Origin of the sequence: Pseudoalteromonas sp. JSTW (genome assembly GCF_013423925.1) — a bacterium.
Classification (GTDB): domain Bacteria; phylum Pseudomonadota; class Gammaproteobacteria; order Enterobacterales; family Alteromonadaceae; genus Pseudoalteromonas; species Pseudoalteromonas lipolytica.
In genome coordinates, this window is sequence record NZ_CP058972.1 from 705,248 (window position 1) to 718,291 (window position 13,044).

At 41.8% G+C, this 13,044-nt stretch carries 8 protein-coding genes; 6 read left to right on the forward strand and 2 right to left on the reverse strand.

Annotated features, from left to right (window positions below; all coding sequences use genetic code 11):
* Positions 1-46 precede the first annotated feature (46 nt).
* Positions 47-877, reverse strand: coding sequence for a formyltetrahydrofolate deformylase (gene purU / locus GZH31_RS03370; RefSeq protein WP_180311372.1), 831 nt, complete (start codon positions 875-877; stop codon positions 47-49).
* Between the two features lie 453 nt (positions 878-1,330).
* On the opposite strand from purU, the gene GZH31_RS03375 reads away from it, so the two are divergent.
* Positions 1,331-3,928, forward strand: coding sequence for a DUF2339 domain-containing protein (locus GZH31_RS03375; protein ID WP_180311373.1), 2,598 nt, complete (start codon positions 1,331-1,333; stop codon positions 3,926-3,928).
* Between the two features lie 12 nt (positions 3,929-3,940).
* Here the strand turns inward: GZH31_RS03375 and GZH31_RS03380 are convergent, their stop codons facing one another.
* Positions 3,941-7,381 (reverse strand): PAS-domain containing protein, encoded by a 3,441-nt coding sequence (locus GZH31_RS03380; protein WP_180311374.1) that lies wholly within the window; start codon positions 7,379-7,381, stop codon positions 3,941-3,943.
* Between the two features lie 385 nt (positions 7,382-7,766).
* On the opposite strand from GZH31_RS03380, the gene GZH31_RS03385 reads away from it, so the two are divergent.
* The 5 genes from GZH31_RS03385 to GZH31_RS03405 all read left to right on the forward strand — a co-directional run bounded on the left by GZH31_RS03385 (position 7,767) and on the right by GZH31_RS03405 (position 12,862).
* Positions 7,767-8,030, forward strand: a complete 264-nt coding sequence (locus tag GZH31_RS03385) for a DUF4212 domain-containing protein (protein ID WP_036970763.1) — start codon at positions 7,767-7,769, stop codon at positions 8,028-8,030.
* A gap of 10 nt (positions 8,031-8,040) precedes the next feature.
* On the forward strand, positions 8,041-9,765 hold the full coding sequence (locus GZH31_RS03390) for a sodium:solute symporter family protein (RefSeq protein ID WP_036970761.1): 1,725 nt from the start codon (positions 8,041-8,043) through the stop codon (positions 9,763-9,765).
* Positions 9,766-9,885: 120 nt separating this feature from the next.
* Positions 9,886-11,724 (forward strand): DUF294 nucleotidyltransferase-like domain-containing protein, encoded by a 1,839-nt coding sequence (locus GZH31_RS03395; RefSeq protein ID WP_180311375.1) that lies wholly within the window; start codon positions 9,886-9,888, stop codon positions 11,722-11,724.
* 9 nt (positions 11,725-11,733) lie between these two features.
* Positions 11,734-12,357: a 3'-5' exonuclease gene (locus GZH31_RS03400; protein ID WP_180311376.1), complete on the forward strand. Its 624-nt coding sequence runs from the start codon at positions 11,734-11,736 to the stop codon at positions 12,355-12,357.
* A gap of 43 nt (positions 12,358-12,400) precedes the next feature.
* Entirely contained in the window at positions 12,401-12,862 is a 462-nt protein-coding gene (locus tag GZH31_RS03405) for an isoprenylcysteine carboxylmethyltransferase family protein (protein ID WP_074988879.1), read from the forward strand.
* Positions 12,863-13,044: the final 182 nt, after the last annotated feature.

A 13,044-nucleotide genomic window follows, 5' to 3' on the forward strand; every position in this document is an offset into this window, starting at 1 on the left:
AGATAATAAAAATAATAAAGAGGCGAGCAGCCTCTTCATTCATTACTTAAGCAAACACCACGGTTCGATTACCGTTTATAAACAGTTTATGTTCAGAGGCCAACTGTAAGGCTTTGCAAAATACTGTTTTTTCAACATCTTTACCCATTTTTGCCATCATCTCTGCGGTATCCGCATGGCTAACATGCGTCACATCTTGCAAAATAATTGGCCCTTCATCGAGTTCGTTATTAACAAAATGAGCGGTTGCACCAATGATTTTTACCCCACGTTCAAAGGCTTGGTGGTAGGGTTTTGCACCAATAAAGGCAGGTAAAAATGAATGGTGAATATTAATAATTTTACCTTCAAAGCGCGCCACAAACTCAGGGCTTAAAATACGCATGTATTTGGCAAGGCCGATAATATCAGGCTGGTAGCTGGCAATTAAATCACCCACTTTTTGGTCATGCTCAGCACGGCTTAAGCCTTCGTGTGAAACTACATGAAACGGCACGCCAAAACCTGCAGCCAGTGGCGCTAAGTCTGGATAGTTAGCAATTACAGCTAATACCTCTATATTCAACGCTTTTTCAAATTGTTTAAGTAATACTCCCCCTAAACAATGCGCTTCTTTTGTGGCAAGCAATACCACTTTGGTTTTTTCACTGCTGTGCAGCGCAAGCTCTGCGCCATCAGGAAGTAGCTCAGCAAGGCTTGGTAAAAAGTCATCTGAAATAACCCCGCTTAATTCGGTGCGCATGAAAAAGCGTTGGGCATCTTTGTCTACAAATTCGTTATTACGGGTAATATTCAAATTATGTTGATGACAAAGACCGGTGATCTTGGCAATTAGACCCACATCATCATCGCATTGTGTTGTTAAAATCGTGTTCATAGTCCTCATTCTAATCCCATTTGTGTGAACGTCATTATTTGCTAATTTTTTAGCGCTGCATAGCGCAATTTCGACTATCTAATAATTAATTTTAAACAGACTAGTCTGGCTTTATAACAGTCAAAGCGATGAAACTATTGATATTACATGCAATAGTGTTGAGGTTTAACCCGATGAGCCAACAACACGTTGTTGTGAATGAAGTGCACGTATCTTATGTGATACGTGAACACAGCCGAAAGAGCGTCGTTTTTAAGCAACGTAACTCGGTAAGGGCGAAAATAGCGAGGATAGAGCATGATGGTATAACTTAAACTATAAAATGATGTTTGAGCGAATGGGAGCTGACCCTCGCTAATATACGCGAAACGACCATCGCTTTACTCTTACTAAGTGTTTATTGTATAAACAATGAACGCTTTTATGTTGTTAAAGCAGAGACAAGGATTGGGTATGGATGAAGGTATTGCGTTATTAATATTGCTTGTTTTAGTGGTATTCGGCGGTTCTGTTGCTGGAATAATTGCTTTATTTCAGCTGTCTGTTTTAAAAAAAGAAGTCGCGTTATTAAGAGAGAAGCTTGCTGAGCCAAGGCCCGATAAGCCGCAAACGGATACTGAATTTCAACAGCATGTACCAAGAACTTCATCACAATCAACAAACATAGCTTCGCATTCAACAATAACAGCAACGATTGATTCGTTGCACGTTGAGCCAATGCTTACCCAAGAGAAAGCCGCTCCGTTTGAGTTTATCACTTCCCTTATTACAGTGTTTAAAACTAATTGGCTGACCTGGGTTGGGGCTATTGCACTTGCTTTTGGCGGGATCTTTTTAGCCCGTTATTCGCTAGAAGCAGGGCTCTTGTCAGAAACGATGCGATTAACTTTAGGCGCTGTTTTTGGGGTAAGTTTAATTGTGGCAGCAGAGTACTTGCATCGTAAAGGAATAGTGTTTGAAGGCTTTAATAACTATATACCGGCAGCGCTTGCCAGTGGCGGCTTTATCAGTTGTTTTGCTTTAACATTACTTGCTTATACCCACTATGCATTATTAGCGCCTTTGCCTGCCTTCACTATTTTGACATTGGTGTCGTTGGCTGCCAGTTGGATGGCATTGCGCTTTGGTCCTCTGCTTGCGGCTATTGGTATTATTGGTGCTTACAGTGTGCCGGTCTGGGTGAATACAGGGAGTAACGACTTTGTTGGTTTGTTGACCTATGTTGGCTTTGTGAGTGTTTCGGCCTCTTTGGTGGCTCATTATGTGAAACGTCAGTGGCTTTGGTATTTGCTCTGGACTGGACACCTTGGTTGGTATTGGTTAGTGGCAGTAAGCGCTTCACATAATATTCTGTGGTTTATTAACGTATACGCTGTGTTCAGTATCTTGCTACTGATTGCGATTGTGCGTTTGGGTCTCAAGTTTAGTCAAATAGAACACCGTCCTCAGCGTTTCATAAAGCAGCTTAAGCAACTACCCGATAATCCATTGCTTATAGCGATTTTAGCGCCGCTTGGTTTTTTGATGTTTAGCAATAATGCGTTACTCACTTGGCAACTTAGTAGTCTGTTAATGGTCAGTGTGCTGTTGTTTTTAGTGCTTAAAAACAGCGCGTGGGATAGTTGGTTAGCGATTGCAGTTGGCTGTGTTGTGCTGTTATTAATTAGCCAGCGTAATAGCGTTGATTTTACCGAGCAGCTTTTTGTGTTTAGGCAAAACTACGGAGTCGGGCTGTTTTTTATCGCGCTGTTTATTAGTTATGGTTTGCTGTTCGCACGCAAATATCCACAGCGGTTAGGATTCTCGCTGATAGCTTCGCTGTCGAGCTTTGTGATTATTGGTTGCTTGTATGCTATTACGCCAAATAATGCGCTTACAGATGCTTATCCGCTCTGGTGTACGGTGTTATTGGGGGTCAGTGCACTGTTATTTAAATTAGCGGTGCGTAACAAGCAGCCCTTACAGGTTTTTTGTTTTTGGTTAGGTGGCAATGGCAACATCAGCTTAGCGCTCACAATGTTGCTTGAAGGAAGTAGTTTGACGCTTGCATTAGCTATGCAGGTTGTATTAATTAGCTTTTATATTAATAAGCATGCACTGCGTTTACCAATGTGGCCATTAAAAGCGTTAATAGCGTGTTTGTTGGTACGCTTAAGCTTAGCACCTTGGACACCAAGTTACAGTGATGCAGTATTGCTTGGCGTTCATTGGAGTATTGTTGTCTATCCTTTGTGTGCTGGGTTATTCTATTGGGCTGCAAGGTTTTGGCAACAGCAGCCATTGAGGGTTTGGTTAGAAGGCGCAGGCTTACACTGTATTGCTTTATTTGTTACCACAGAGACCAGTTATCAATTGGTTGGGCATTATCCTGACTTTAATAACCTGTCAGTGTACGAGCACATCTTGCTTACGTGTAATTGGGGGGTATTAGGGTGTGTATATTTACTGCGTGCTCGGTATACGCAGCAAATGGTAAAACTTTACCAACTAGCGGGGTTAGGATTACTGGCACTTGCAGGGTTGCTCGCTGCTACTTTATTCATGGAGTTAAATCCTTTCTTTGCACAGATACGCATTGGTCAAATGCCTGTTTTTAACTGGTTACTGCTTGTGTGGTTAGTGCCGGCATTAATATGTGTATGGGCAGGTCAATTAACTAGGTCTATTAATTCCCGTTTACTGAAGCCATTTTATATTTTAGCGGGTGCTTTCACCGCACTGTATATTAATGCAGAAATACGCCATAACTGGCAAGGTGAGTTTATTAACTTAGCGCAGCCTACCTCAGATGCTGAGCTTTATAGCTATTCATTAGTGTGGTTGATCATAGGTGCTTTAGTGGTAGTGATGGGTCATTTAAAGTCATTGGCTACGGTGCAAAAGCTAGGGCTTGGTTTATTAGCGCTGGTGGTATTAAAGGTATTTTTGATTGATATGGCAAATTTAACAGGGCTGTTAAGAGCCGTCTCGTTTATAGGGCTGGGATTATCTTTAGTGGCACTGAGCTGGTTATTTCAAAAGTTTAAGGCAAAGCCCGTTGCTTTGCCTTAATAATGGGGTCATTTAAGTGCTGTGATTAAGCAGCGCTTTTAATTTTGCCGGTTTCACTGGTTTGCTCAAGTAGTGAATATTATCGGCTTTGGTTTGCTGTTTTAGGGCTTCGTCACGCACTGCGGTAATTAAAATGGCAGGAACAGGACTTTGCCAAATCTCTCGAAGTGTTTTTATTAAGGTAATGCCGTCGCAATCATGGCCAAGCTGATAATCCATTAGAATCACGTCGGGTGCGCGATGTTCTTTGGCATACGCAAGTACGGTGTCGACATTTTCAAATAGCTTATAATTTGCTTGCCATTTTTGTAATAAACTTGCCATTGCATGCAGGTTTTCGGGGTCATCATCAACAGCCACAATATTCATGGCTGTACGATTCTCAACGCCTTTTTTCGGTGTCTCTTTTTGTTGTATAAATTGACTGTCTCCGTAGGGTACTTCAATACTAAAGCGACTTCCTTTGCCGGGTGTTGAGCTTACATCGAGACGCAAAGACAAAAGGTCGACCATTCTTTTTACGACCCCAAGACCTAGGCCTACACCTTTATTATCGCCCGCTTCAATGCGGTAAAAGTCATTAAAGATTTTCGCTTGTTCTAGCTCTGAAATGCCAGGGCCCGTATCCCATACCTCGATTCTTAAATGATGTTTTCGTTTGCGACACGCAATCAAAACTTGGCCGCTATTAGTGTATTTAACAGCATTTGAAACAAGATTTTGAACAATACGACGTAAGTAAGTGATGTCGCTATGTACAATAACACCGGTTGATCGCACTTTAAGCTTAAGGCCTTTTTCGCTCGACATGATGGCGTATTCATTTTTCAACGGGGCTAAAATGTCATCAATGCTAAAGTGGCGAGGTGTTGGGGTCATTGCGCCTTGTTCTAACTTGGCTATTTCAAGCAGTGCCGACATTAAGTGGACAGTTGAATCGAGGCTTGCCCCCAGTTTTTCAAAGTTATTTAAATTGTTACTTGAAAGCGTTTTATCATCAATTGCCGCCAAGTACAGGCGGGCAGCATTTAGCGGTTGAAGTATGTCGTGACTTGCGAGTGCTAAAAATCGGGTTTTACTGTCGTTAGCTTGCTCGGCCTCTTTTTTAGCTAAAGTAAGTGCTTGCTCAGTTTGTACACGGCTGTCTATTTGTGCTTGTAGATCTCTATTGATTGTTCGGATTTCTTGCGTGCGTGCTTCAATCCGATTTTCAAGATCCATATTCACTTCTTCAAGGGCATTTTGTGTTTCGATATGCGCTGTAATATCAGAGAAGCTGGTCACAAAGCCGCCATCAGGTAATGGGTTACCTATCATTTCAAATACTTGGCCATTTCGGCGATGACGAATAAAGTGATGTGGACTGCCATTTTTAAGGTGTTGTACACGTTTTTCTACGTGTCGTTCTATTTCACCGGGGCCGCATTCACCGCGTTCGGCGTTGTAGCGAATCACTTCTTCAATGGCTTGACCCACCTCTAAGAACCCTTCGGGGTAGTTAAACATTTCGGCATAACGCTTGTTCCACGCCACTAAATTAAGCTCTTTGTCGACAACCGAAATACCATGGCTGAGGTTTTCAAGTGATGTGAATAATAAGTTTTGATTAAATTGCAGAGCTTGTGTTGTTTCGTCAAAGAAGTTTACCACTTCTTCAAAGGCCATTCGTTTACCAGAAGCGACAGTATGAATAAGCGCTTGCGCCGATGACGCGCCCAATACACCCGTTAAAGCGCGTTCGCAATAGGCGATAAATTCAGGGGCAGGGTGGGCATTATTATCATCTAGCTTGTGCGTTAAAGCGAAATGCGCCAGTACTTGCTGACTGCGTTGAATACCTAAAAAGGTCTGTAGCAGTACTTTAAAGTCGTACACAGTGGCTTTTACATTTTTATTTAAACGCCGTGCAAACACCGCTTGTTCTTTGGGGTTAACAAATGCAGCTGCTTGAATTTTATCAATTAAACGCTCATCAGCCCCTAACGAGAAACTTATATAGCAACCAATATTGGCAAACAACGCAATGAGTGTTCCGCGCGTAATAAGGGTTTGTTGTAGTTCTGCATTTAGGCTATTACCGGCATCTAAAATCGGTAACATGAGGAATAACACCCAACATATAAAGCCTGCAAGTAACCCTGCATATACCCCGTAAGCATGACCTTTACGCCAATATAAGCCACCGACAATGGCAGGGAGTAGTTGAGATACAAGCGAAAATGCAACTAAGCCCATACTGGCGAGGGCTTTGCCATGGCCAAACCATTGTTGATAAAAATAAGACAGGATCAGAATACCGGCAATAGTAAAACGTCTCACTAGTAATATTTGTGATTTGTAGCTACTGGTGATGAGGTTACGTTTAAATTTGCGACGCAACATTAATGGCAACACCACATCATTTGAGATCATAGTACTGAGTGTGAGTGTCGCGACGACAATCATCGCGGTGGCTGCCGATAATCCACCGATAAATACAAAGGTGGTTAAAAATGCATTTTCGTGCATTAAAGGCAGGGCTAACACAAAGCTGTCGGGTGAAAAACCACTGCCGATACCAGGGTGGATTGCTGCTGTGGCAATAGGAAAAATCATTGCAGCGGTAAGCAATAAATAAAGCGGAAAAGCCCAGCGGGCGGTATAAAGATGGCGTTTATCTTGGTTATCAACAACGGTTACATGGAATTGTCTTGGTAAACAGATTATTGCCGCCGCGGCCATTAACGATTGACCGATAAAATTAAAGCTAAAAAAGTCAAAATTATGCCAGTGCTGCCACAATGACCCAGTTAACTGCTCGCTTTGTACGCTGTTTAAGTTAAATAACGTGTATAAGGCAAGCCCAGCCACTGCAGCTAAAGCTAATAGTTTCACCATCGATTCGAACGCAACAGCCAGCATTAACCCAGAGCGATATTCAGTAACATCGACCTTACGGGTCCCAAAAAATATTGCAAACATGGCCATAATTAGCGTCGCTGACAATGCTAACATTGACCCTGAGATACGGTTGTCGTTTTGTAATAATAAAAAGCTACTACTAAGGGCTTTTAATTGCAGCGCGATATAAGGAATGGTCGCCAACAGTGCAATAACTGTGACCATGATTGCTGTTGTTTGTCTTTTTCCATACCGAGCAGAAATAAAATCGGCAATGGTCGTAATATTTTGTTTTTTACTAACAAGTACCAGTTTTCGTAAAAAGCCTTGGCCAAAGAAAAATAACAGCGCAGGACCAATTAAAATAGGAAGGTAATTCCAACTGCTGGTGGCGGCAGTACCGACTGAGCCATAGTAAGTCCACGATGTACAGTAAATCCCTAATGAAAACGAATAAACAAAAGGGTGATGGCTAATGCGTTTAGCCAGAGGCGTGGTTTTATCTCCCCAGTTTGCTAACCAAAACAATACACCAATGTAGGCAAGAGCAACAAAAATAAGCGCAGCAGTCATGTTCAAATTCAGTCATTATTGTAATACCACTACCTTACCAGAATTAAAGCTGATTTCGATGTGTTGATTTTGATTTGTTAAAAATCAATTTTTACAAGTTCATGATATTTAATGCTTAATTTTATTTTGGCCTTTTTATTAGACTAATGTCGCAGATCATTCGTTTTTACTATTTTGGTTATTTCTCTCATTTATATTCATAGGTTAACTTATTGTTAAATATAGTTTTTTACCATTGATTAACAAAAGGTGGTTTACAGTTTACGTAAACGTAAACTGACTGTTACGACTATGGTCTCAATTCCATAATGCCGAACCGTTGCTAACTTAGTTAATGACAACTAATACCACTCATTACTTTTAAGTGATGCATAAGGGGATAAAAATGGCTTTTAAAGACGAAGAACAAGCAAAAGCTTACTGGGCGGAAAACATTTCGCTGCTATTCAAACTGTTAGCAGTGTGGTTTATCGTTTCATTTGGTTTTGGCATTTTATTGGTAGATGTACTGAATGAAGTACGTTTTTTTGGGTTTAAACTCGGCTTCTGGTTCTCCCAGCAAGGCGCAATTTACACCTTTGTAGCTTTGATTTTTGTGTACGTTTTCAAAATGAATACGTTAGATAAAAAATATGGCGTAGACGAATAGGAGCTAAGCAATGGATGTTCAAACACTCACGTTTATTATCGTCGGTTTAAGCTTCGCGCTTTATATCGGCATCGCAATTTGGGCTCGTGCAGGGTCTACTAATGAATTCTATGTTGCAGGTGGTGGCGTTCCTCCTCTTGCAAATGGTATGGCAACAGCAGCTGACTGGATGAGTGCAGCATCGTTTATCTCAATGGCGGGTATTATCTCGTTTGCGGGTTACGATGGGGGTGTTTACCTCATGGGCTGGACGGGTGGTTACGTATTACTGGCGCTGTGTTTAGCACCTTACTTACGTAAGTTTGGTAAGTTCACTGTCCCTGATTTCATTGGTGACCGTTATTACTCACAAACAGCACGTGTGGTTGCAATTTTATGTGCAATCTTTATCTGTTTCACGTACATCGCGGGTCAAATGCGGGGTGTTGGTGTTGTATTCTCTCGCTTCTTAGAAGTGGATATTGAGACCGGTGTTTACATTGGTATGGTGATTGTATTCTTCTATGCTGTTCTTGGCGGCATGAAGGGCATTACTTACACGCAAGTTGCGCAGTACTGCGTACTGGTATTTGCGTACCTTGTTCCAGCAATCTTCATTTCAATGATGATGACAGGTCACTTTTTCCCACAAACTGGTTTTGGTGCCACGCTTGCAGATGGTTCTGGCCAGTACGTGCTTGATAAATTAGATGGACTGAGTACCGAACTCGGTTTTGCGCAGTACACCGAAGGCTCTAAGAGTATGATCGATGTATTCGCAATCACGGGTGCGCTTATGGTGGGTACTGCGGGTCTACCTCATGTTATCGTACGTTTCTTCACGGTTCCACGTGTTAAAGACACGCGTATCTCTGCGGCATGGACATTAGTATTTATTGCTATCGTTTATACAACTGCACCTGCTGTTGCGTCGTTTGCACGTGTAAACATGATTGATACTATTAACGGTAAAGATGGTAACGGTACAGAGTATGCTGAAGCACCTGCATGGGTTAAAAATTGGGAAAGAACAGGCCTAATCACTTTTAACGATAAAAACGGTGATGGCAAAATGTTCTACTCAGCTGGCAAGATTGATGATCCAAATAGCGCCAATGAAGTGAATGTTGACCGCGACATCATGGTACTTGCTAACCCAGAGATTGCCGACTTACCAGCATGGGTAGTAGCCCTTGTTGCAGCAGGTGGTATTGCGGCAGCACTGTCAACCACCGCGGGTTTGTTATTGGTTATTTCGACCTCGGTATCGCATGACTTGTTAAAACGTACCTTGAAACCAGATATTAGTGATAAGCAAGAACTACTTGCAGCGCGACTTGCTGCGATGGTCGCCATTGTTATCTCAGCGTACTTTGGTATTAACCCGCCTGGATTCGTAGCGTCGGTGGTGGCATTTGCATTCGGTTTAGCGGCTGCAAGTTTCTTCCCGGCGATTATCATGGGTATCTTCTCTAAGAAGATGAACAAAGAAGGTGCGATCGCAGGTATGGTTACAGGTATTACATTCACCGCGGCGTACATTATTTACTTCAAGTTTGTTAGCCCTGAATTAAATGGCCCAGCTAACTGGTTATTTGGTATTTCACCTGAGGGGATTGGTTTAGTGGGTATGATTATTAACTTTGCAGTAGCAGGTATCGTACTTAAACTAACAGCTGAAACACCTGTTGAAATTCAAGAAATGGTGGAAGGCATTCGTAACCCTAAAGGGTCAAGTGCAGCGCACGCGCACTAACAAACCGGTACTAAAAGAACACACTTTTGATAAACCCAAAGCCCGACTTAAGTCGGGCTTTTTATTTTTTTAAAACAGGGGTAGTGTAGTTATTAGCCTCACTTAATTTCGAGAATAGCTATGAATGCAGAGCAACAGGAAGTCGCCCAATTTGTAATTAATCAAACACCGTTTAATCAGCTCGATTCGGCGGCAAGCGAGTATTTTGTTAATCACCTCGATATTATTTACCTCACACGAGAAAACCAAAATAAATGGTTATGCTCTGACAATCCGAGATTATTTCTAATTCGCTCAGGAGATTATGACTTAGTCGATGCAAAAGGGGATGTGATCACGAAGCTCTCTGCAGGGGATTATTTTGGCTTTCCCTCTTTGCTAACGGGGGAGGCTATTCAAAATAGTCTCTCGGTGCAAAAAGAAGGCATTGTTTATATGCTGGACCAAGCGTCTTTTGATTATTTACGCCGCGAGTACAAAGTGTTTGAGCAATACTTTGTCCGTGCTCATAAGAATCGTTTGTTGTCATCGCATTATAAGAGTCAAAACGACAGTTGGTCTGAGAAGAAAATAGCAGAGTTAATGAACCGCAAAGCGGTAACTCTTTCGCCTGATGCGAGTATTCGCCAAACAGCCAAAAAAATGAAGCAGCAGGGTGTTTCATCAATAATGTTGACTGAGAACGAGCGCTTAGTAGGGGTGGTTACAGACCGAGATCTTCGTAATCGCGTGCTTGCTGATGAGGTTGACCCACACGAGTCTGTGAGCACGATTATGACTTGTAAGCCAAAGTTTATTTTTGAGAATAATCGGGTGTTCTCAGCGCTGCACTTAATGCTCAAACACAATATTCATCATTTACCTGTGCTCGATGAATATCATAAGCCCTTAGGCATGTTGACCAGTACTGATTTACTGCGTCAGCAAAAAAGCGACCCAGTGCAATTAATTGGGCGCATATATAAAGCCCACTCAGTGGTTGATTTAAAGCGCTATTCGCAAGAGATCCCCAGCTTATTAAAAGGCTTTTCGAATAATATTGATGATATATCGCTTATCGGTAAGTTATTAAGTGGTTTAACCGATGCGTTAACTTCGCGTTTAATTCATTTATTTCAAGAAGATAACGGCGCTGCCCCTAGTCACTTTAGTTTTATTTGTTTTGGCTCACAAGCCCGTGAAGAGCAAACCCTGCATTCTGACCAAGATAATGGTTTACTTTTACCTGATGATTTAACAACAGAGCAGCAAGACTACTTTAAACGTATGGGGGAGTTTGTGTGTGAGCAGTTGGTTGAATGCGGTATTAAACGTTGTCCAGGTAACATTATGGCCAGTAATGCACAGTGTCGAATGGGCATCAGTGAGTGGTGTGAACGCTTTTATAAATGGATTACATCGCCGACTCCAGAAGCCATGTTAAATTGTAAAATCTACTTTGATTTACGCTTTATTGAGGGCTCAACGTCACTGTACACGCGCTTTTATGAGCAATTAAAACGTATCTCTAAAAATGATTTATTTTATGCTGCTATGGCGAGTGATATTAAAAATACTCATGTGCCCATTGGGTTATTTAACCAATTTAAATTAGAAAAAGATGCGAAACAGCACAAGTACCTTGATTTAAAAAAACGCGGCGTGGTGATTATTAACGATATAGTGCGTTTGTATTCACTCAAAGCGGGTATTCAGCGGGCGAATACCCAAGAGCGTTTGGATGCACTGCTGAAGTATTCTTTACTTAATAAAGACGATGTTTATAACTTAAAAGATTGTTGGCGTTTCTTAACGCAACTGCGCTTACGCACACAAATAAATGAAGAAGGCTTACCGAGCAATTGTATTAACCCCAATACCTTGAATTCTTTAGAACGCCATCAATTAAAAGAAGCCTTTTATTTAGTTAAACAAGCTCAGCAAGCCGCCGCTTTTAAGTTTGCGCGTGGCAGCTTATGAGGATAACTGATGGTTAAACGTTGGCTCAGTCGTTATGTGGCTCGCAAACAATTATTGGCAGCTGATGCCTATAAAGAACGTTACGTTGTGATAGATATGGAACTAACGGGGCTTGATCCCCGCCAACATGAAATTGTCTCGGTGGCATGGGTGATGATAGAAGACCAGTGCATTAAAATGAGTGGGGCACAGCACATAATTAATAAAGACGTACAGAGCCTAGAGCAAAGCCCTATTTATCACGGCATTGCCAAGCAAGATATCGATAGCGGTGAAAGCCTTGAAGCAATTCTTGCTAAGCTTCACCAACACGTTGATGACTGTATTTTAGTTTTTCATAACGCGACGCTTGATTGGGGGTTTTTAAAACAAGCGTGCCGTAAACTAGGCTTAGAAGCTAAAGCGCGGTTAATTCTTGATACGTTCGTTATTGAAAAAAAGCGTCTCCATCAGCAAGGCCATGAAATAGGCCACGATGACCTAACATTAAGCGAGTGCCGTAAACGCTATGGCTTACCTCATTACAGCTCTCACCATGCTTTAACCGATGCCATGGCCACCGCCGAGCTTTTTTTAGCGCAGTGTCATCAAATCAGTCGGGGTAAAGCCTTAAAAGTGGGGGAGTTGCTGTAATGTGTTATGCTCATCGCAAAGTTAGACAACAAACGGAATTGGTATGAATAAATTAGAATTAACAGTGCCGCCAATTATTCAAGTCGTGATATTCGCTGCCATAATGTGGGTGTTAGCTGACGTGTTGGCACCTTTTAGTATGACGCTTGCCGTTTTGTTACCTGTGGCAGTGATCACCGCGTTAATTGGGGTCGCTTTCTCTTTATTGGGTGTTTATGAGTTTCACTCTGCTGGCACGACGGTCGATCCGAGATTGCCTGAGGAGTCGGCAAGCCTTGTCACTCATGGAGTCTATAAAGTTAGTCGAAACCCGATGTATGTCGGTTTTTTACTTATATTAATCGGGTGGGGTATTTATTTGGGAAATATCGTAAATATTATGCTGCCTGTGGTGTTTGTCCTTTACATGAATCGATTTCAAATAGTGCCAGAGGAGAGGTACATGCAGCAAAAGTTTGGGCATGAATATAGTGAATATAAAAAAGCAGTTCGTCGATGGATATAACAATTAAAGCTGAATAAGACTAGGGACTGCTGAAGACGGTATTTTTCAATTATCGCCACCACGACTTTACACCACTTTATTTAAGTGCTCCCTCTTATAAAAAAGAGTAAGGTCGATTACCAAAACCAGGGTCATCTAAAACATCTAAAACCACTTTATTTTATCTTGCCCTTTTATAAAAA

Bases quoted from the DNA above. Each gene is read 5' to 3' on its own strand.
- purU (WP_180311372.1), bottom strand. From the start codon at position 877: ATGAACACGATTTTAACAACACAATGCGATGATGATGTGGGTCTAATT.
- GZH31_RS03385 (WP_036970763.1), top strand. From the start codon at position 7,767: ATGGCTTTTAAAGACGAAGAACAAGCAAAAGCTTACTGGGCGGAAAAC.
- GZH31_RS03375 (WP_180311373.1), top strand. From the start codon at position 1,331: ATGGATGAAGGTATTGCGTTATTAATATTGCTTGTTTTAGTGGTATTC.
- GZH31_RS03405 (WP_074988879.1), top strand. From the start codon at position 12,401: ATGAATAAATTAGAATTAACAGTGCCGCCAATTATTCAAGTCGTGATA.
- GZH31_RS03395 (WP_180311375.1), top strand. From the start codon at position 9,886: ATGAATGCAGAGCAACAGGAAGTCGCCCAATTTGTAATTAATCAAACA.
- GZH31_RS03400 (WP_180311376.1), top strand. From the start codon at position 11,734: ATGGTTAAACGTTGGCTCAGTCGTTATGTGGCTCGCAAACAATTATTG.
- GZH31_RS03390 (WP_036970761.1), top strand. From the start codon at position 8,041: ATGGATGTTCAAACACTCACGTTTATTATCGTCGGTTTAAGCTTCGCG.
- GZH31_RS03380 (WP_180311374.1), bottom strand. From the start codon at position 7,381: ATGACTGCTGCGCTTATTTTTGTTGCTCTTGCCTACATTGGTGTATTG.